The sequence below is a fragment of the Lentzea kentuckyensis genome (assembly GCF_002150765.1).
GTDB lineage: Bacteria > Actinomycetota > Actinomycetes > Mycobacteriales > Pseudonocardiaceae > Lentzea > Lentzea kentuckyensis.
In genome coordinates this window covers 72,437-91,866 of the sequence record NZ_MUYM01000001.1, presented here as the reverse complement: position 1 = coordinate 91,866, position 19,430 = coordinate 72,437, and the positions used below count along the sequence as shown (strand labels likewise).

Sequence of the window (19,430 nt, the reverse complement as noted above, 5' to 3'; positions counted from 1 at the left end):
AACAGGAAACTTCGAAAAAAGTTCGAGGGTCGTGTCGATCCGGCGCCGAGCCCGTTCGACCTGTGGATGCCAAGGCCCCGAAGGCCTACGAGACACAGGGAGACACACCGTGAAGTTCATGATGATCTGGCGCGCCACCGACGAGGCCTTCGCGAACATGGGCGAGTTCGACTTCGACAAGATGCTGGAGACGGTCGGCCGCTACAACGAGGAGATGATCCGCGCCGGCGTGCTGCTGGCCGCGGAGGGTCTGTCCGACCCGTCCGAGGGTGTCGTCGTCGACTACTCCACCGAGCCGCCGGTCGTGACGGACGGCCCGTACGGCGAGACGAAGGAGCTGTTCAACGGCTTCTACATCATCAACGTCGCGTCGAAGGAAGAGGCGATCGAGTGGGCCAAGCGCGCCCCGATGACCGGCCCCGGGTTCAAGACCGAGATCCGCCGGGTGCCGACGATCGACGAGTTCCCGCAGGACAACGAGTGGATCCAGAAGGAGCGGGCCTGGCGCGAGGCCAACGGCCAGCTCTGAAAACCATGAACGGCGCTTTCGTGGACCTGAGGTCCACGAAAGCGCCGTTCATGGTTTCTTGCGAGAGCGATCAGCCCGTGCGCACGTTCGACGACACGAGCGCCGCGAGCCTGTCACCGATCGCGTAGGTCGCGCCCGGCGACTGGTGGTCGCGCGTCGCCAGATCGAACGCCACGGAGGCCTCGATCCGGCGCGACGCCTCGTGCTCGCCCAGGTGGTCGAGCAGCAGCGCCACGGAGAGCACGGCCGCGGTCGGGTCCGCGATGCCCTGGCCCGCGATGTCCGGTGCCGAACCGTGCACCGGCTCGAACATCGACGGGTTGCGCCGCGTCACGTCCATGTTTCCCGACGCGGCCAGGCCGATGCCACCCGTGACGGCGGCGGCGAGGTCGGTCAGGATGTCGCCGAACAGGTTGTCCGTCACGATCACGTCGTAGCGGCCAGGGTCGGTGACCAGGTGAATCGTCGCCGCGTCGACGTGCTGGTACGCCACGGTGACGTCCGGGTGCTGCAACGAGACCTCCTCGACCACGCGCGACCACAACGAGCCGGCGTGCGTGAGGACGTTCGTCTTGTGCACCAGCGTCAGGTGGCGACGCGGTCGGTTCGACGCACGGGCGAAGGCGTCGCGGACGACGCGCTCCACGCCGAACGACGTGTTGAGCGAGACCTCGGTGGCGATCTCGTGCGGGGTGTCCTTGCGCAACAAACCACCGTTGCCCGCGTACGGGCCCTCGGTGCCCTCGCGGACCACCACCATGTCGATCTCCGGCGGGTCCGCGAGCGGGCTGCGGACTCCGGGGTAGAGACGGGCGGGGCGGAGGTTCACGTGGTGGTCGAGCTCGAACCGGAGGCGCAGCAACAGACCGCGCTCCAGGATTCCGCTCGGCACCGACGGGTCGCCCACCGCGCCGAGCAGGATCGCGTCGTGCTGGCGAAGCTCTCCCAGCACCGACTCGGGCAACAACTCTCCCGTGGCGTGCCAGCGCGCCGCGCCGAGGTCGTAGCGAGTGATCTCGGCCGCCGGAACGACCTCACCGAGGACCTTCAGGGCCTCAGCGATGACCTCGGGCCCGATCCCGTCTCCTGGGATCACTGCGAGCCGCATCCACACACCTCCCAGGTGTCAGTCCCCAATTAGTGGGACTACTTTCCTTCGCGAAAGGCTACCGGCATCACGGCCACTCGCCGCATGCCGGACACCCCTTCGGGGTGTTCTCTCCCGTACTGCGGGACACCCACACGGCCCATTGCCCACTTTCGAGTGTCACTCGACCGCAGGAACGGGGTCGCGTCAAGGGGTGACGGCTTCCAGTTCCACCCCGTGACCGGCCCCGAAAACGGACAGAAGCCCGGTCTCCACCAGGAGACCGGGCTTCCGCCTCAGACATCGGACCTAGTAGGCCCCGCGCCCGCTCGACTTCACCAGGACGACCGCCGCGCGGTCACCGTTGGCGTTGTGGTGGTTGAGCACCAGCAGGCCGTCGGACTTGTCGGCCTTCAGCGACGCCTCGTTCTTGTTCACCACGAGCGCGGTGCCCGGCTTGGCGAGGTACGAGAGCGCCGCGTCGCCGCCGCCCTGCGCCCACAGACCCGGCTTGAGCGGGTCGTAGGACAGGTTGCGGTCGATGACGTCGACCAGCTTGTTCGCGTTGCCCGGCGCGGCGTAGTAGCCACCGACGCCCACGACGTACGAGATCCGCGAGGTGTCCTTCGTCGGGTCGATGCCCAGTGCCGTCAGCAGCACCGGCAGGACGACGACGTTGGTGTCCGCCGCGTTCGTGTCGACGGCACCGAACTGGCCGTTGACCGCCTGGACGTCGACCTTTTCGCTCGTCTTCAGGTCGATCGTGGTCGCAACCAGCAGGTCGGTGTCGTCAACGCGCGTCGCGAACGTCTCGAAGTCCGCGGTGCCGTCACCGTTGGTGTCGATGTCGACGAACGGGACGGTGTTCTTGCCGAGGTTGTACCAGTTGCCCCACGTCGCGACACCGAACGCGAGCAGCGACTCCTCGGGCTTGCCCTGCGCCTTGGCGAGCGGGGCCGTGGAGGCCGCACCGACGTAGCGCAGGTCGCCGCCCTTGGCGGTCTCGTTGAACGCGCAGTTCTCGGTGACGTTCTTGCGGCAGTCACGCAGCTTCGGCGACTGGGCCTGCAGCTCGAGAACGCTGATCAGCGAGCGGTAGGCCTGCGAGCCCGTGCCCTGATCGACGCCCTTGCCGGTCAGGTTCAGGATCGCCTGCTTGTCGTTGCCCCGGAACTTGAGGCTGGAGGCGGTCTTGATGTCCGCCACCGGCTTCGGCGCCGAGTAGACCGACAGGCGCAGCGGCACCGTGGCGCCGGCGGTCGGCGTGAGGGTCACCCGGCCGGAGGCGTCCGCGATGAACTGACGCGCCTCACCGAGCTGCGTCGGCACGACGGTCGAGTCGACCGTCTTGCGCAGCGCCTTCGGGTCGTCGATCTTCAGGGTGACCTTGACCTTCGCGATGCCGCGCGGGCTCAGCTTCACCTTGTCCTGCGAGAGCACGTAGCTCACGCCGGGGATCGACGTGGCGGCCGTGTAGCCGACCTTGTACTCGACGGCCTTCGTGGACTTGTTGACGATCTTGATCGTCTTGGTCTTCGAGACCGGCTTGGAGACCTCGACGACGCCGAAGTTCGCGCTCACGTAGCCGGGGTCGTCCTCGACGTAGGCCAGGACCTGGTTGTCGATCGCGGACTTGCCGTCCACGCGGCCGGTGCCGACGCGGTTGGGAGCGAAGGTCTTGCCGCCCTCCCGCACGTCCGCACCCGCGGTGTTCATGATCGCGGCCTTGACCTCTTCCAGCGTCCAGTCCGGGTGCGTCTGGCGCACCAGGGCGGCGATGCCGGCGACGTGCGGGGACGCCATCGACGTACCCGAGATCACCATGCGGTCGTTGCCGGAACCGACGGCGGTCGACGAGATCGTGTCACCGGGCGCCGCGACGTCCGGCTTGATCGACCCGCTGCGGGTGCCGCGGCTGGTGAACGAGCTCGGCGTGTCCGAAATGGACTGGTCGTAGGTCGGCACCGTGGTGCGCAGGACGCCCGCCATCTGGACGTTCAGCGTGCCCGCGTCCAGCAGCGGGCGCACCTGCTTGGTGGCGTCGCCGGTGAACTGGAACACCGGAATGGTCGCGTTGCCCGCGATGCCCGCGTTGAAGTTGTTCAAAGTGGACGAAAGCACCACGCCCTCGGCACCCGCGGCCTGCGCGTTGTTGGTGCGGCCACCGGAACCACAACGGCGCGACGAGTCGTTGTCCTCCCACTCCAGCCACACGAACTTGCCGGCGAGGTTCTCGGTGATCGGCTGGCAGCCGTCGAGGTTGCCCGCCGTGGTCAGCTTCACGACCGGCCGGGTCTTGTCGTAACCCAGGTAGCCGGTGAAGTTCTGGCTGTACTGACCGGGCTTCGTCTGGCCGTTCGCCACGGCGCCGTCCCGCAGCACGAACGAGTCGCGCACGGAGGCCACGGTCAGCGCCTCGGGCGTGTTGCCCGGCGAGCCGCCGATGTCGTAGAGGTCGCCGCCGTTGCCAGCGGAGAAGACCGGCATGACGCCGACCTTGTACAGCTTCTTGACGAAGAGGCTGTCGGGGTCGTCCGGGGCGCCGTAGTCGGAGCCGAGCGACAGGTTGACCACGTCGAGGTGGTCGGAGAAGTCGCCGTCGCCGTCGGGGTCGAGCGACCAGTCGAGCGCCTGCGAGGTGACGCCGGTCGAGCCGTCGCAGCCGAAGACCTTCAGCGCGTAGATGAGGGCCTTCGGCGCGGTGCCGGGGCCGATCTTCATCGCGTTGAGCTTGTCGGCGTCGAGCTTGGTGTAGTCGCCCTTGAACGTGCTGCCGTCGGCGTTCTCACCGAAACCGGCCGTGGTGCCCGCGACGTGCGAGCCGTGACCGTTGCAGTCGATCGGGTTCGGGTCCGGCTTCGGCGTGTTGATCGCCGGGTCGGTGCTCTCCGAGTCGTACTCCTCGCCCACGAAGTCGTAACCGCCGACGACCTTCGTGGTCGGGAAGTTCGGGTCCGCCGCGCGCGGGTTGACCGCGCGGAACGCGTCGACCGTGCCGGGACCGCCGAAGTTCGCGTGCGTGTAGTCGACACCGGTGTCGATGATGCCGACGCGGACGTCGTCACCGAGCTTGCCGTACTGCTGCCAGACGTTGAGCGTCCTGGTGAGCTGGACGGCGTTCGAGTTCTGGCGCTTCTTCGGCACGACCGGGTAGACCGCGAGAACGTCCTGGCGCTGCGCCAGTTCGCGAACCTTCTGCGCGTCCGCCTTCACGACGACGCCGGGGACGCCGTTGGAGGTCCGGTAGACCTCCTTGGTGGAGGTGTCCGCGGTCCTGAGCTGGCCGACGACCTGGTCGACCGTCGCCGCCACGTCGTTCTTCGCCTGCTTGGCGGCCTGCTTCGCGGCTTCCTTGCCCTGGCTCTTCTTCTCGTCGAACGCGTCGACGGCCGGCTTGCGGTCGAGCGCGACGAACGCGGTGACCTTGCCCGCGCCGTTCAGCCTGGGAGAAACCTTGAGCTGCAACGCTTTCGCGTCCAACCCGTGTGCACCCTTGACCGGCTGCGCGAGCGGTTCGCTCTGCGCCTGTGCCGTGGCGGGTGCGATCAGCAGTGTGGTGATGGCAGAGAACACCACCAGACTCGATCGTCTTTTCACAACGTTGCCCCAACCGAGGTGTGTGCTTCCGACCCGAATGCAAAGTGCCGCGCCCTCACGGCACCGGGTCAACCTCGGGGGGACGCTAATCGCTGATCGTGTGTCTGCGATTGCCCCGAAAGTATGAATATGTTCTACAGATAGTTGCCTGTTACGACTTCGTTGTGAACGACGATGAAACCGGGAGGGGACTTTGCCGTCCCCGTCCCGGTTTGTCGTGACTATCCGAAGTCGACAGAGCGAACCGTGCGCGCGCCAACGGCGGCGCCGATCGGGTCGAGCACCGCGGTGTCGACCGGACGGTCCACCCGCAGCACCATCACGGCGTCCGCGCCGGTCTGGCTGATCTGCGCGGCCTCGATGTTCACGCCGGCCTCGCCGAGCAGCGTGCCGACCGTGCCCATGACACCCGGACGATCCGGGTACTCCAGCAGCAGCACGGTGCCTTCGGCCCGGAGGTCGAAGTTGCGGCCGTTGATGTTCACCAGCTTCTCGACCTGCGCGATGCCGCTGACCGTGCCGGAGACGCTGAACGTGGTGCCGTCCGCGTACACGGACTTCACCGTGACGAGGCTGCGGTGGTTCGGGCTCTCGGTCTCCTTGACCAGCTCGACGTTGACGCCCAGGTCCGCGGCGAGGCTCGGCGCGTTCACGAACGTCACCTGCGACTCGACGACCTTGGTGAAGACACCGCGCAGCGCGGCCAGCGGCAGGATCTCGACGTCCTCATTGGACAGTTCGCCGCGGACCTCGACGGTGACGCTGGTCGGGGCCTTCGGCGACAGTGCACTGAGGACGGTGCCGAGCTTCTGCACCAGCGGCAGGTACGGGCGCACCTCCTCGCCGACCGCGCCGCCCTGGACGTTGACGGCGTCCGGCACGAACTCGCCGGCGAGCGCGAGGATGGTGCTCTTCGCGACGTCGGTGCCCGCGCGGTCCTGCGCCTCGGCCGTGGACGCGCCGAGGTGCGGCGTGACGACGATGCCCGGCACGTTGAACAGCGGGCTCTCGGTGGTCGGCTCGGTGGAGAAGACGTCGATGCCGGCGCCGCCGACCTGGCCTTCCTTCACGGCCTCCGCCAGGGCCTCCTCGTCGATGAGACCACCGCGGGCGGCGTTGACGATGATGACGCCGCGCTTGGCCTTGGCCAGCTGCTCGGCGCCGATCAGGCCCTTGGTCTCCGGCGTCTTCGGGAGGTGGATGCTGATGGCGTCCGCGCGTTCGAGGAGCTCTTCGAGCGTGACGAGCTCGATGCCGAGCTGAGCGGCGCGCTGGGCCGACACGTACGGGTCGTACGCGATCAGCTCGACGCCGAACGCGGCGATGCGCTGCGCGAACAGCTGGCCGATCTTGCCGAGGCCGACCACACCGACCGTCTTGCCGTTGAGCTCGACGCCGTTGAACTTGCTGCGCTTCCACTCGTGGTTCTGCAGCGTCTCGTGCGCGGCCGGGATCTGGCGCGCGACGGAGAGCAGCAGGGCGACCGCGTGCTCGGCGGCCGACACGATGTTGGACGTGGGCGCGTTGACGACCATCACGCCGTTCGCCGTGGCCGCCGGGACCTCGACGTTGTCGAGCCCGACGCCGGCGCGGGCGACGACCTTGAGCTTGCGGGTGGCCGCGAACACCTCGGCGTTGACCTGGGTGGCGGACCTGACGAGCAGGGCGTCCGCGTCCGCGACGGCTTCGAGGAGGGCGGGGCGGTCGGTGCCGTCTACGTGGCGCACTTCCACGCCGTCGCCGAGAGCGTCCAGAACGGACGGTGCGAGTTTCTCGGCGATGAGGACAACAGGTCGGCTCGTGTTGGTCACGGACATCGCTCCCAGAACGGTCGGATCGTGGGGCGCGGGCGTGGTCGAGGCGGCAGGCCCGCGCCGACCGGGCACCGCAATGTGTCCGGACTGTTAACGAGCATAGACAGGGGGCTTGCCAGGGCCTTTGGCGGGTGGCTCAGGTCACTCGGGGCGTCCTGCGGAGTGGGACGGACTCGCACCGGCCGCCGGAAAACCGGCTGACCAGGAGCTCTCGCCTTGCTAGCTTCCGCTCATGACGCGCCTGGCAGAACTCAGGAACGGCTTCCGCGACGACCTGCACACGACGACTGTGTGGAGTTTCTCCACGGTCGAGGAGCTACGGGCCGGTCTCACGGCGGAGAAGCTCGTGGCGGTGGTCGCCGGGGCGCGCCGACGCGCGGACCGGGTGCGGGGAACGGACGTGTGGTGCGGTCGGGGCCCGCGGTCCCGCGACAGGTTCGAGGGCCCCGGGCTGCTCACCAGGGCTCGTCGAACTCCCCGTCTTTGGCGCCCGCTACGAAAGCGTCCCACTCGGCCATCGTGAAGACGAGGACCGGTTCCAGCTGCTTGGAGTTGCGCATGGCGACATAGGTGGCGCCGTCGGTGTGCGGCACGAAGGCGATCTCGACGTGGCCGTCCTCCGGTTCGGGCTCCGGCGGGCGCTTCCACTCCGCGGCGCGGAGATCGAGGTTGCCGCGCACATGAGCCTTGTCGTCGTAGATCGGCGCACTGTCGGTCATGGCTCGAAATTAGCGCATCGAAGCGGAAAGGCCCGCAGCGCGTCACACACGCGCGGCGGGCCTCCCAGTGAGGAAAGACTCAGGCGGTCTCGGTGATCGGCCGGTCGACCCACGACATCATGTCGCGGAGCTTCTTGCCGGTCGCCTCGATCGGGTGGTTCTCACCCTCCTGCTGCAGCTTCTTGTAGTTGGCGCGGCCGTTGTCGTCCTCGGCCACCCACTCGTTCGCGAAGGTGCCGTCCTGGATCTCGCCCAGGATCTTCTTCATCTCCTCCTTGACCGCGGGGGTGATGACGCGCGGGCCGCGGGTCAGGTCACCGAACTCGGCCGTGTCGGAGATCGAGTAACGCATGCGGGCGATGCCGCCCTCGTACATGAGGTCGACGATCAGCTTGAGCTCGTGCAGGCACTCGAAGTACGCGACCTCGGGGGCGTAGCCCGCCTCGGTCAGGACCTCGAAGCCCGCCTGGACGAGCGCCGACGCGCCACCGCAGAGGACGGCCTGCTCGCCGAAGAGGTCCGTCTCGGTCTCTTCCTTGAACGTCGTCTTGATGACGCCGGCGCGGGTGCCGCCGATGCCCTTCGCGTACGACAGGGCGAGCGCCTGGGCGTTGCCGGAGGCGTCCTGCTCGACGGCGATGAGCGCGGGAACACCCTTGCCGTCGACGAACTGGCGGCGGACCAGGTGGCCGGGGCCCTTCGGGGCGACCATGGCGACGTCCACACCCGACGGAGCGGTGATCAGGCCGTAGCGGATGTTGAAGCCGTGGCCGAAGAAGATCGCGTCGCCCTCCTTGAGGTTCGCGGCGATCTCGTTGGCGTAGATGTGGCGCTGCGCGGTGTCCGGCGCCAGGATCATGATGACGTCGGCCCACGCGGAGACCTCGGCCGGCGTGCCGACCTCCAGGCCCTCCTCCTCGGCCTTGGCGCGGGACTTCGAGCCCTCCTGCAGGCCGATGCGGACCTCGACGCCGGAGTCGCGCAGGGACAGCGCGTGGGCGTGGCCCTGGCTGCCGTAGCCGATCACGGCCACCTTGCGGCCCTGGATGATGCTCAGGTCGGCATCGTCGTCGTAGAAGATCTCAACGCTCACTGTATTTCCTTCTGTCTGGTTTCTAACGAACCGCGGTGGCGGTGATGGAACGAGCGCCACGGCCGATGGCGACCATGCCGGACTGGACGATCTCGCGAAGCCCGTAGGGCTCCAGCATGCGCAGCAACGCGTCGAGCTTTTCAGACGTGCCGGTGGCCTCGATCGTGACCGCCTCCGGTGACACGTCGACGACCTTCGCGCGGAACAGCTGAACGGTTTCGAGAACTTGCGAACGCACCGTGGCGTCGGCGCGAACCTTGATCAACACCAGCTGTCGCTGAACGGAAGCGGCAGGCTCCAGCTCGACGATCTTGATGACGTTGATGAGTTTGTTGAGCTGCTTGGTCACCTGCTCCAGAGGCAGCTCGTCGACCGACACCACGATCGTCATGCGGGAGATGTCGGGGTACTCGGTGCGGCCGACCGCGAGCGACTCGATGTTGAAGCCGCGGCGGGAGAACAGACCGGCGACGCGTGCGAGCACACCGGGCTTGTCCTCGACCAAAACGCTCAGCGTGTGCCTGGTCATCACAGATCCTCGTCGAACAGGGGGCGGATGCCGCGGGCGGCCATGATCTCGGAGTTGCCGGTGCCCGCCGCGACCATCGGCCACACCTGGGCGTCCTTGCCGACGACGAAGTCGACCACGACCGGGCGATCGTTGATCTCCAGCGCCTTCGCGATCACGTCGTCGACCTCCTCACGCGACTCGGCCCGCAGGCCGGCACACCCGAGTGCCTCCGCCAGGAGCTTGAAGTCTGGGATGCGGTGCTTGTGCGTCCCCAGATCCGTGTTGGAGTACCGCTCGCCGTAGAACAGCGTCTGCCACTGCCGGACCATGCCCAGGTTGCCGTTGTTGATCACGGCGATCTTCACCGGCAGGCCCTCGATGGCGCAGGTGGCGAGCTCCTGGTTGGTCATCTGGAAGCAGCCGTCGCCGTCGATGGCCCACACCGTGCGGCCCGGCTCACCGGCCTTGATGCCCATCGCGGCGGGCACCGCGAAGCCCATCGTGCCGAGGCCGCCGGAGTTGATCCACGTGCGCGGGTGCTCGTACTTCACGAACTGCGCGGCCCACATCTGGTGCTGGCCGACGCCCGCGGTGTAGATCGTGTCCGCCGGGGACAGCTTGCCGATGCGCTCGATGACGTACTGCGGCGACAGCGTGCCGTCCTCCGGCCAGTCGTAGCCCAGCGGGAACGTCTCACGCAGCGAGTTCAGCGTCTCCCACCACGGCGCGAGGTCGACGGCCTTGGCCGCGTCGCGCTCGGTGCGGACCGCGTCGATCAGCTCGGTGATGATCTCCTTGCAGTCGCCCACGATCGGGACGTCCGCACGGCGGTTCTTGGAGATCTCGGCCGGGTCGATGTCGGCGTGGATGATCTGCGCGTCCGGCGCGAACGAGTTCAACTGGCCGGTCACGCGGTCGTCGAACCGGGCGCCCAGGGCGATCAGCAGGTCCGCCTTCTGCATCGCCGCGACGGCCGCGACGGTGCCGTGCATGCCGGGCATGCCGAGGTGCTGCTGGTGCGAGTCGGGGAACGCCCCGCGCGCCATCAGCGTGGTGACGACCGGGATGCCGGTGTCCTCGGCCAGGCGCAACAGCTCGGCGTGGGCGTCGGCCTTGATCACGCCACCGCCGACGTAGAGCACCGGCTTGCGGGCGGCCACGATCAGCTTGGCGGCCTCGCGGACCTGCTTGCCGTGCGGCCGGGTCGTCGGCCGGTAACCGGGCAGGCGCAGCTCGGGCGGCCACGAGAAGCTGGTCTGCTCCTGCAGCACGTCCTTGGGGATGTCGACGAGGACCGGGCCGGGTCGGCCGGTCGACGCGATGTGGAACGCCTCCGCGATCGCCCGCGGGATCTCCGCGGCGTCGGTCACGAGGACGTTGTGCTTGGTGATCGGCATCGTGATGCCGCAGATGTCCGCCTCCTGGAAGGCGTCCGTGCCGATCAGCGGCCGCGACTGCTGACCGGTGATCGCGACGACGGGCACGGAGTCCATGTTCGCGTCCGCGAGTGGGGTGACGAGGTTGGTCGCACCCGGTCCCGAGGTCGCCATGCAGACCCCGACCTTGCCGGTGGCCTGCGCGTATCCGGTCGCCGCGTGTCCCGCGCCCTGCTCGTGGCGGACGAGGATGTGCCGGACCTTCGTGGAGTCCAGCAGCGGGTCGTACGCGGGAAGGATCGTCCCGCCGGGAATGCCGAAGACCACTTCGCAGCCGACCGCCTCAAGGGACCGGACGAGCGACTGAGCACCGGTTACACGGATCGGTGCGCCCGTCGGCGGGGCCGGTTTGGGCCGCGGACCTGGACGTGGCGACGTGGGCTCGGGAGCCTGTCGCGATGGTGCGCTGGTCATCATTGCCTCGTGGGTATCGGGGTCCGGACACGAAAAAACCCTCGACAACCCGAAGATGGGTCGTGCGAGGGTCGCGCGTCGACGCAGGCTGTTCGGCTCAGGCGTCGACGCGCCTGAGAAGTACGAGAACGAGCGTGCGCTGCATGAAGCGGACGTTATCGCTTCACGCAAGAGGGCGTCAACTCTGCGAGATGGAATTCCCGGATCGTGGACGTGGAACAATCCTTCGAGTGAAGAAGCTGGTCTTTCGCATCCCGGCAACCGCCCTGCTCGCAGCGGGTCTGATCGCCATCTGCGTGACTCCTGTGGCGTGGGCCATCCCCGGGCTGCAGGCGCTGTACGTGATCCCGCTCGGCTATGCGTGGTGGGTCGTCCGCAACCGCACGACCGTTACCGAGGAGGAACTCGTCGCCCGCGGCGTCTTCGGCTCGACCACGGTGCGCTGGGACGACGTGAAGTCGATCCGGCTGGTCCAGAAGAGCTGGCTGAAGGCGGTTCGCGACGACGACTCCGAGGTGACGCTGCCCGCTGTGCGGTTCATGCACCTGCCGGCGTTGTCGGTGATCAGCGGCGGGCGGGTGCCGGACCCGACCGTGGTGGACGAGCCTGCCGAGGAACCGGCCGAGGAATCCGTAGAGTCGGAGAAGTGATCCAACGAGTTCCGCTGCTGAGCCTGCTGCTGTCCATCGCAGGCCTGCTGACCTCGGCTTATCTGACGTACACGCACTTCAACGCCAGCGCGCTGCTGTGCTCGGCGGACGCGGTGATCGACTGCGAGACCGTGACCACGAGCGACCAGTCGGAGCTGCTCGGCATCCCCGTCGCGTTCCTCGGGCTGGCGTTCTTCGCGTTCCTGACCGTGATCTGCCTCCCGTTCGCGTGGCGGATCGACGCGCTGAAGTGGGTGCGGCTGGGCGCGATCGGCGTCGGCGTCCTGATGGTCGTGTACCTGGTCGCGGCCGAGATCCTGATCATCGGCAAGATCTGTCTGTGGTGCACGGTTGTGCACGTCATCACGCTCGCGCTGGCCGGTCTGCTGGTCTCGGCGAGTCTGCGCACGAGTAACCTTTGAGGCACCGCTCCCAGACTGGTGACGCCTGACCCGGCCGTCCCGCGCGCATTTTTCTTGAACTGAATCTGGAGGAGCAGTGCCTCAGCTCCGCTCTCGCACCACCACGCACGGCCGCAACGCAGCCGGAGCCCGCGCGCTCTGGCGCGCGACCGGCATGACGGACAGCGACTTCGGCAAGCCCATCATCGCGATCGCCAACTCCTACACGCAGTTCGTGCCGGGCCACGTGCACCTGCGGGACCTCGGCGACATCGTGGCCGAGGCCGTGCGCGAGGCGGGTGGCGTGCCGCGCGAGTTCCACACCATCGCGGTCGACGACGGCATCGCCATGGGCCACAGCGGGATGCTCTACTCGCTGCCCAGCCGCGAGATCATCGCCGACTCCGTCGAGTACATGGTCAACGCGCACCAGGCCGACGCGATCGTCTGCATCTCGAACTGCGACAAGATCACCCCCGGCATGCTGAACGCGGCGATGCGGCTCAACATCCCCGTCGTGTTCGTGTCCGGCGGCCCGATGGAGGCCGGCAAGGCCGTCGTCGTCGAGGGTGTCGCCGTCGCGCCGACCGACCTGATCACCGCGATCTCCGCGTCGGCCTCTCCCGCGGTGAACGAGGAGGGGTTGAGCGAGGTCGAGCGCTCCGCGTGCCCGACGTGCGGCTCCTGCTCCGGCATGTTCACCGCGAACTCGATGAACTGCCTCACCGAAGCCCTCGGTCTCTCGTTGCCGGGCAACGGTTCGACGCTCGCCACCCACGCCGCGCGCCGCGAGCTGTTCTCCGAGGCCGGTCGCGTGGTCGTGGAGCTGTGCAAGCGCTGGTACGGCGAGGACGACGAGTCGGCGCTGCCGCGGTCCATCGCGAACCGCAAGGCGTTCGAGAACGCGATGGCGCTCGACATGGCCATGGGCGGCTCGACGAACACCGTGCTGCACATCCTCGCCGCCGCACAGGAGGGCGAGATCGACTTCACGCTGCAGGACATCGACGACCTGTCCCGCCGCGTGCCGTGCCTGTCCAAGGTGTCGCCGAACTCCGACTACCACATGGAGGACGTGCACCGGGCCGGCGGAATCCCCGCGCTGCTGGGCGAGCTCTACCGCGCCGGCCTGCTCAACGACGACGTGACGTCGGTGCACACGCCGACCCTCGCGGAGTGGCTCGGCAAGTGGGACATCCGCGCCGCCTCGCCTTCTCCTGAAGCCATTGAGCTGTTCCACGCAGCTCCCGGTGGTGTCCGGACCACGCAGGCGTTCTCGACGTCGAACCGCTGGTCCTCTTTGGACACCGACGCGGCCGGCGGCTGCATCCGCTCCATCGAGCACGCCTACACCAAGGACGGCGGCCTGGCCGTGCTGCGCGGCAACCTGGCCGAGCGCGGCGCGATCATCAAGGCCGCGGGCATCGACGAGGAGCTGTGGCACTTCGAGGGCCCGGCGCGCGTCGTCGAGTCCCAGGAGCAGGCCGTCTCGGCGATCCTGAACAAGGAGATCCAGGCGGGCGACGTGCTCGTGGTGCGCTACGAGGGCCCGTCCGGCGGCCCGGGCATGCAGGAGATGCTGCACCCGACCGCGTTCCTCAAGGGTTCCGGTCTCGGCAAGAAGTGCGCGCTGATCACGGACGGCCGGTTCTCCGGCGGTTCGTCGGGCCTGTCGATCGGCCACATCTCGCCGGAGGCGGCGGGCGGCGGCACGATCGGCCTGGTGGAGAACGGCGACCGGATCCTCATTGACGTGCACGAGCGCCGGCTGGAACTGCTGGTGGACGACGAGGTGCTGGCCGAGCGCCGCGCCAAGATGGAGGCGTCGGAACGGCCGTGGCAGCCGGTGGACCGGATCCGTCCGGTCACGGGTGCGCTGCGGGCGTACGCGCGGATGGCGACGGACGCGTCCACGGGCGCGGTGCGCGACCCGAGCAGGTAGACCGCTCTTGGTGCTGCCCTGGCCGCCTGGTCAGGGCAGCACTTCTTTGTGGGCGTCGTACTTCTCGCCGTTCGCGAGGACCTCGCCCATGTTCGTCTGCGCCCAGGTCCTGAGCCCGCGCGTCATGTGGTGCAGCGAGAGACCGAGATCGGTCAGCTCGTAGGAAACGGTGACAGGGACGGTCGGCGTCGCCGTGCGGGTCAACAATCCGTCGCGTTCCAACGACCTCAACGTCTGGGTCAGCATCTTCTGGCTCACTCCGGCCAGCAGGCGGGCGATCTCCGAGTACCGCATCGGCCCATCGCCGAGCGCGCACAGGACCAGGACGACCCACTTGTCCGAGATCCGGTCGAGCAGCTGCCGGCTGGGACATCCCGCCAGGAACGCGTTGTACTCCACCTTGGCCTGAGCCCGCTTCTGGGCGATCTGACCGTCTCCCGGTTCGGTCACGGCGCCATGCAACTGGCCGGTCCGTGGGTCATGGGCCTGCCCGCCGATCACGACGGCGCCCTGAAAGTCCTGCGTGCAGCGGTCGAACTCGGCATCACCCACATCGACACGAGCGACGCCTACGGCCCGCGCGTCACCAACGAGTTGATCCGCGAGGCGTTGCACCCGTATCCCGAGTCGCTGCACATCGCGACCAAGGTGGGCGCGACCCGCGACGACCAGGGCGGCTGGCCGGTGGCCCGGCGGCCGGAGGACCTGGTCAACCTCCGGCTCGGCAACGCGGAAGGTCCTCAGCCCGGTTCGCTCGCGGAGGCGTTCGAGACTCTGGTCGAACTCCAGCAGCAGGGCCTGATCCGCCACCTCGGCGTCAGCAACGCCACCGCGGAGCAGGTCACCGAGGCACGGAGCATCGCGCCGATCGTGTGCGTGCAGAACATGTACAACCTCGCCCACCGGGACGACGACGAGCTCATCGACAAGCTCGCGGCCGACGGGATCGCCTACGTGCCGTTCTTCCCGCTCGGGGGCTTCACGCCACTTCAGTCACCGAGGCCCGCCGCACTGGCCTGGTTGCTGCGGCGGTCACCGAACATCCTGCTCATCCCGGGCACGTCGTCGGTGACACACCTGCGCGAGAACATCGCCGGCGCGCTAGACGGCGAGCGCTAGCAGCAGACAGACCCCGAACACGAGCCAGCCCGTCAGCGGTCCGCTGACGGGCTGGCTCGTTCGTTTGACCATGATGCCGCTGATGATCAGGCCCGCGAGCAGGCCCAGCGGCGGTAGCAGGGATTTCGCGGTGAGACCGAACGGCAGCGCCACCAGGTAGACGATCGGAATCCCGATCACCAGCAGGGCGAGCTGGAGCAGTGCTCCCGTCAGGTTCTTCCGCACAGGGGCTTTCTTACCGGAACACGAAGTACGTCACCGCCGCACCGCCCGCTCCGAGCAGGAGTGCGATGAAACCGGCCGCCAGCGGGTGGCGGAACCAGCTGCGGTTGTAGTCCAGCGCGGCCCGGCCCGGTCCGGCGAACAGCGCCGCGAACGCCATGCCCGCGAGCGCCAGCTCCAGCTCCACGCCGTTGGGACCGAAGAAGCCGCCCTTGTACTGCAGCGCGATGACGTTGGCCATGATCGCGAGCAGGCCCGCCGCGGCGAGCGGCGTGAAGAGGCCGAGGACGAGCAGGCCGCCGCCCGTGAGCTCGGTGATGCCGGTGACCCAGGCGAGGACGACCGACTCGCGGTAGCCCATCTTCTCCAGCGACTGCGCGAAGCCGTTGATGCCGGGGCCGCCGAAGAGCCCGAAGACCTTCTGCAGGCCGTGCAGCACGAAGATGCCACCGAGCACGGCACGCAGCCCGAGCAGGCCGATGTCCGGCCCGGCGGTCCAGCCGAACTTCTTGCGGTCGTCTTCGAACGGGTCCTCGTCCGCGAACGCGGGATTGTCCACAGTGGACTTGTCCAGCGGCGTGTACGCCGTCGTGTCGAACGCCTTCGTCGTCGAGTCGTAGGGCGACCCGGCGCCCTCGCCGACTCTGGTCGTGCTGTCGTCGAAGTGGTGCACTCCCCCTCCGCTGCTCGAGTAGAACGAGTCGTCGGAGAAAGCGCTCGATGTGGTCGAGCCTTTGTCGTGAGTAGCCACGCCCGCACGCTAGGGGGCCTCGCGCGGGCGCGCGAGAGCCGAACGGCAGCTCAGCTTAACCCGAACGGACTAGTAGCTACCGCTCACGAGATTGCGCGGACGTTCCCCCGCGACGTAGCGAGCGATCTCCGACGCCACGATCGCGTAGGCGCGATGTGTATGCCCCGTGCAGGATCCGGCCACGTGCGGGGTGAGCAGCAGACCCGGTGCGGTCCACAGTGGATGATCGGCTGGAAGCGGTTCGGGATCGGTCACGTCGAGTGCCGCGCGCAGTCGCCCGGAATTCAGTTCGGCGACCAACGCGTCGGTGTCGACGACCGGGCCGCGGGCGCCGTTGACCAGGATCGCGTTGTCCTTCATCGCGGCCAGGAACTTGGCGTCGACCAGGTGCCTGGTCTCCTCGGTCATCGGCGTGAAGATCACCACCGCGTCGAACTCCGGCAGCAGCGCCGGCAGCTCGTCCACGCCGCGCACGCTGTCGCGGGCGGTGCGGCCGACCAGCACGGCGGAGGCGTTGAACGGTTCGAGGCGCCGCTGCAGCTGCTCGCCGAGGTCGCCGGCGCCGACGATCAGGACCTTCTTGTCCTGCAAGGTGTCCGTCAGGTGGTAGTCCCAGCGGCCCTCGGCGCGGGCCTTTTCGAAAACGAGGAACTCTCGGTAGATGGCCAGAAGAGCGCCGATGGCCCACTCCGCGGTGCTGCCGCCGTGCGCGCCGCGGCAAGTGGAAAGCATCACACCGTCCGGCACCTTGCCGACGAAGTTCTCCGCGCCCGCGCTCAGCAGCTGCACGAGTTTGAGGTTCGGCAACTGCGCGAACACGTCGCGAGGATCGGTCCCTGCGAGGAACTTCGGCACCAGGACCTCGGCATCCGTCGCGTCGGACGGCAGTGGCTGTCCCGGCGTGTAGCGGACCGGCCGGACACCGTCCACCTGAGACAGCGCCTGAACTCCGAAATCATCTGGCACGAGCACGATGAGCGTCACGACGCCAAAGTACGTCAGAATGTCCGTCATGCGGGAGCACGACGTCATCTCCTGGGACGGCACGAAGATCCGAACGTGGCACGCGCAGGGCGATGGCCCGCCGGTGCTGCTGTGTCCCGGTGTGGGTTCCGGGCCGGAGTCGTGGCCGTCGCTGACCGATCGCGGCGGCCTGTTCAGCTGGTACATGCGCGGCACGATGGGATCGGACCGGCCCGTCGACGAACGCAACATCTCGCTGGACGACCACGTCGCGGACGCCATCGCCGCGCTGGACGACGCGGGCGTCGAGCGGTGCGTGATCATGGGTTGGTCGATGGGCGTCACGGTCGCGGCCGAACTGGCGTTGCGCCATCCGGAACGGGTGGCGGGCCTGCTGCTCGTCGCGGGCGCACCGGGCGACTCGTTCGACGGGATGCTGCCGGTGGTACCGAAGAGCCTTCGCCGGTTCGTCGGACTGACCGGCACGAAACTGCTGCAGCAGGCCGGTCCCGTGTTGGACAAGGTGCTGCACCGCATCCCGGTCACGGACGCGACGACGTTCCTGCTGCGGCACACCGGCGTGATCAAGCCGAGCAGCGACCCGAAGGCCGTGACGGAGGCGGTCAGCCGGTTCCTGCAGCACGACTGGCGCTGGTACTTCACGCTGGCGCTCGCGCTGGGCGAGACGCGGCGCCAGGACCTCAGCCCGATCGTGTGCCCCGTCACACTGCTGGCCGGTCGCGACGACGTGCTGGCGACGACGGAGAGCATGTCCGGCCCCGTCGGCGCGCTGCCCCAGGCGCGGCTGAGGGTGCTGCCGTGCAGCCACTACCTGCCGCTGGAGGCACCCGAGGTCGTCAGCGCGGAGCTGGACCTGTTGCTGGACCGGGTGCGGGCCGTCGATTTCGCGACTTCGGAGGCGTTCACTTCAGATTCACGGTCGCGCACATAGCCTGGGCAACGTGGTTCGTTCCGTCGCGTTGTTGGCCGCCGCCTGTCTACTGGCAGGGGGCTGTGCGAGCTTTCCTGACGAGCCGGCGCCGACGAGCTGGAGCGCGCAACCACAGCTGACCCCGCAGGCAGGCCCGAAGCCCGAGCTGCCCGGCGAGTTCCGGCCGTCGCCGGGCGAGCAGGGCCGCAACCAGCCGCAGACGAGCGTGCCGCCGCCGCAGGGGTGCAAGGACTACCACCCGCTGGTGATCGCCACCTGCCTCAACACCGTCACCGGCGTCGCCCCGATCGGCGGCGACGCCCAGGGCGGTGTCGCGGCCTACGCGACCGAACGCGGCGGGCGCCTGGTCAAGGTCACCAAGGACGTCGACCCGGTGGTGATCGCCCAGTTCGAGGTGGACGCGTCGACCGACGGCGGGCTGACCGGCCTCGCGCTGTCGGCCACGTTCGCCGAAGACCAGCTCGCGTACGTCTACGTGACGACCGCGACGGACAACCGGGTGCTGCGCATCGCGCCCGGCGACACCCCCAAGCCCATCCTCACCGGCATCCCCAAGGGACCGTCAGGCAACCGCGGCGTGCTGGCCAGCGACCGCAAGGGCGCGCTCCTCGTCGCCACCGGTGACGCGGGCAACCCGGCGCTGGCCGCCGACCCCGCCTCGCTCGCCGGCAAGGTGCTGCGCATCGACGGCTCCGGCCAGCCCGCCCAGGGCAACCCGACGGCCGGCAGTGCCGTCGTCTCGTCGGGGCTGCGCCAGCCCGGCGGCCTGTGCGTGTCGGCGGACACCACGAAGATCTGGGTGACGGACTGGTCGGCGAACTTCGACGCCGTCTACCGCGTCACGCCGGGCAAGCTCGGTGACGCCGCGTGGACCTGGCCGGACCGGCCGGGCGTGATGGGCTGCGCGTCGTTGTCGAACGTGCTGTGGGTCGCCACGTCCAAGACGCCCAGCATCCAGAACCTGCCGATGAACGAGGCCGGCGCGTTCACCGGCAAGCCGACCCCCACCCAGGAGGACGGCACCGGGTTCGGCCGGATCGGGCCGATGGAGCAGATCAACGACTCGGCCGTGCTCGTCGGCACCGTCAACAAGGCCGGCGGCCAGCCCGTGTCGTCGGACGACCGGGTCGCGATCGTGGTCCGTTCGGACTCCGAGATCCCCGGCAAGGACTAGTAGTGCTTTGTCGGGTTCTCACGATGCTGCACCTGCAAGTTGGTTGTAGTTACGAG

The 19,430-nt window shown here is 68.4% G+C and carries 18 protein-coding genes; 7 read left to right on the top strand and 11 right to left on the bottom strand.

The window, feature by feature from the left end:
- The first annotated feature begins 109 nt into the window (after positions 1-109).
- Positions 110-529: a YciI family protein gene (locus tag B0F77_RS00450; RefSeq protein ID WP_086660708.1), complete on the top strand. Its 420-nt coding sequence runs from the start codon at positions 110-112 to the stop codon at positions 527-529.
- A gap of 70 nt (positions 530-599) precedes the next feature.
- Here the strand turns inward: B0F77_RS00450 and B0F77_RS00445 are convergent, their stop codons facing one another.
- The 7 genes from B0F77_RS00445 to B0F77_RS00415 all read right to left on the bottom strand — a co-directional run bounded on the left by B0F77_RS00445 (position 600) and on the right by B0F77_RS00415 (position 11,200).
- The gene (locus B0F77_RS00445; protein ID WP_086660771.1) at positions 600-1,637 is read right to left on the bottom strand and encodes a 3-isopropylmalate dehydrogenase; all 1,038 of its coding nucleotides are present in this window, start codon (positions 1,635-1,637) and stop codon (positions 600-602) included.
- Between the two features lie 288 nt (positions 1,638-1,925).
- Positions 1,926-5,192, bottom strand: coding sequence for a S8 family serine peptidase (locus B0F77_RS00440; protein ID WP_245847737.1), 3,267 nt, complete (start codon positions 5,190-5,192; stop codon positions 1,926-1,928).
- A gap of 242 nt (positions 5,193-5,434) precedes the next feature.
- Complete coding sequence (gene serA, locus B0F77_RS00435) at positions 5,435-7,030, bottom strand: phosphoglycerate dehydrogenase (RefSeq protein ID WP_425435595.1); 1,596 nt, start codon at positions 7,028-7,030, stop codon at positions 5,435-5,437.
- Between the two features lie 452 nt (positions 7,031-7,482).
- Positions 7,483-7,746 carry a DUF397 domain-containing protein gene (locus tag B0F77_RS00430; protein WP_086660706.1) on the bottom strand — a complete coding sequence of 88 codons (264 nt, stop codon included), beginning with the start codon at positions 7,744-7,746 and terminating at the stop codon, positions 7,483-7,485.
- 79 nt (positions 7,747-7,825) lie between these two features.
- Complete coding sequence (ilvC, locus tag B0F77_RS00425) at positions 7,826-8,839, bottom strand: ketol-acid reductoisomerase (protein WP_086660705.1); 1,014 nt, start codon at positions 8,837-8,839, stop codon at positions 7,826-7,828.
- Positions 8,840-8,861: 22 nt separating this feature from the next.
- On the bottom strand, positions 8,862-9,368 hold the full coding sequence (gene ilvN, locus B0F77_RS00420; RefSeq protein WP_045310681.1) for an acetolactate synthase small subunit: 507 nt from the start codon (positions 9,366-9,368) through the stop codon (positions 8,862-8,864).
- Entirely contained in the window at positions 9,368-11,200 is a 1,833-nt protein-coding gene (locus tag B0F77_RS00415; RefSeq protein ID WP_086660769.1) for an acetolactate synthase large subunit, read from the bottom strand. The genes ilvN and B0F77_RS00415 overlap by 1 nt, the downstream gene beginning before the upstream one ends.
- Before the next feature lie 230 nt (positions 11,201-11,430).
- Between B0F77_RS00415 and B0F77_RS47610 the strand changes: the two genes are divergently transcribed.
- The 3 genes from B0F77_RS47610 to ilvD all read left to right on the top strand — a co-directional run bounded on the left by B0F77_RS47610 (position 11,431) and on the right by ilvD (position 14,193).
- The gene (locus B0F77_RS47610) at positions 11,431-11,850 is read left to right on the top strand and encodes a PH domain-containing protein (protein ID WP_158102549.1); all 420 of its coding nucleotides are present in this window, start codon (positions 11,431-11,433) and stop codon (positions 11,848-11,850) included.
- Positions 11,847-12,272, top strand: coding sequence for a vitamin K epoxide reductase family protein (locus tag B0F77_RS00405; RefSeq protein ID WP_086660704.1), 426 nt, complete (start codon positions 11,847-11,849; stop codon positions 12,270-12,272). Before B0F77_RS47610 ends, B0F77_RS00405 begins: the two co-directional genes overlap by 4 nt.
- A 76-nt stretch (positions 12,273-12,348) precedes the next feature.
- Positions 12,349-14,193, top strand: coding sequence for a dihydroxy-acid dehydratase (ilvD, locus tag B0F77_RS00400; protein ID WP_086660703.1), 1,845 nt, complete (start codon positions 12,349-12,351; stop codon positions 14,191-14,193).
- A gap of 30 nt (positions 14,194-14,223) precedes the next feature.
- On the opposite strand, the gene B0F77_RS00395 is transcribed toward ilvD, so the two are convergent.
- On the bottom strand, positions 14,224-14,643 hold the full coding sequence (locus B0F77_RS00395) for a winged helix-turn-helix transcriptional regulator (RefSeq protein ID WP_086660702.1): 420 nt from the start codon (positions 14,641-14,643) through the stop codon (positions 14,224-14,226).
- Positions 14,644-14,649: 6 nt separating this feature from the next.
- Here B0F77_RS00395 and B0F77_RS00390 point away from each other — a divergent pair, with 6 nt between their 5' ends.
- Positions 14,650-15,312: an aldo/keto reductase gene (locus B0F77_RS00390; protein WP_086660701.1), complete on the top strand. Its 663-nt coding sequence runs from the start codon at positions 14,650-14,652 to the stop codon at positions 15,310-15,312.
- Here the strand turns inward: B0F77_RS00390 and B0F77_RS00385 are convergent.
- The 3 genes from B0F77_RS00385 to B0F77_RS00375 all read right to left on the bottom strand — a co-directional run bounded on the left by B0F77_RS00385 (position 15,295) and on the right by B0F77_RS00375 (position 17,269).
- Positions 15,295-15,537: a hypothetical protein gene (locus B0F77_RS00385; protein ID WP_086660700.1), complete on the bottom strand. Its 243-nt coding sequence runs from the start codon at positions 15,535-15,537 to the stop codon at positions 15,295-15,297. The genes B0F77_RS00390 and B0F77_RS00385 overlap by 18 nt on opposite strands.
- 10 nt (positions 15,538-15,547) lie before the next feature.
- Positions 15,548-16,285, bottom strand: a complete 738-nt coding sequence (locus B0F77_RS00380) for a DoxX family protein (RefSeq protein WP_086660699.1) — start codon at positions 16,283-16,285, stop codon at positions 15,548-15,550.
- Positions 16,286-16,354: 69 nt separating this feature from the next.
- Positions 16,355-17,269, bottom strand: a complete 915-nt coding sequence (locus B0F77_RS00375; protein ID WP_245847736.1) for a 2-hydroxyacid dehydrogenase — start codon at positions 17,267-17,269, stop codon at positions 16,355-16,357.
- A 28-nt stretch (positions 17,270-17,297) separates the two neighbouring features.
- On the opposite strand from B0F77_RS00375, the gene B0F77_RS00370 reads away from it, so the two are divergent.
- Both B0F77_RS00370 and B0F77_RS00365 read left to right on the top strand, forming a co-directional pair.
- The gene (locus B0F77_RS00370; RefSeq protein WP_245847735.1) at positions 17,298-18,200 is read left to right on the top strand and encodes an alpha/beta fold hydrolase; all 903 of its coding nucleotides are present in this window, start codon (positions 17,298-17,300) and stop codon (positions 18,198-18,200) included.
- Between the two features lie 10 nt (positions 18,201-18,210).
- On the top strand, positions 18,211-19,374 hold the full coding sequence (locus B0F77_RS00365; protein WP_245847734.1) for a PQQ-dependent sugar dehydrogenase: 1,164 nt from the start codon (positions 18,211-18,213) through the stop codon (positions 19,372-19,374).
- The last annotated feature ends 56 nt before the right edge of the window (positions 19,375-19,430 follow it).

Coding starts and splice junctions, on each gene's coding strand:
- B0F77_RS00415 (WP_086660769.1), bottom strand. CDS start 11,200: ATGACCAGCGCACCATCGCGACAGGCTCCCGAGCCCACGTCGCCACGT.
- B0F77_RS00390 (WP_086660701.1), top strand. CDS start 14,650: ATGCAACTGGCCGGTCCGTGGGTCATGGGCCTGCCCGCCGATCACGAC.
- B0F77_RS00445 (WP_086660771.1), bottom strand. CDS start 1,637: ATGCGGCTCGCAGTGATCCCAGGAGACGGGATCGGGCCCGAGGTCATC.
- B0F77_RS00370 (WP_245847735.1), top strand. CDS start 17,298: ATGCGGGAGCACGACGTCATCTCCTGGGACGGCACGAAGATCCGAACG.
- B0F77_RS00430 (WP_086660706.1), bottom strand. CDS start 7,746: ATGACCGACAGTGCGCCGATCTACGACGACAAGGCTCATGTGCGCGGC.
- ilvN (WP_045310681.1), bottom strand. CDS start 9,368: ATGACCAGGCACACGCTGAGCGTTTTGGTCGAGGACAAGCCCGGTGTG.
- serA (WP_425435595.1), bottom strand. CDS start 7,030: ATGTCCGTGACCAACACGAGCCGACCTGTTGTCCTCATCGCCGAGAAA.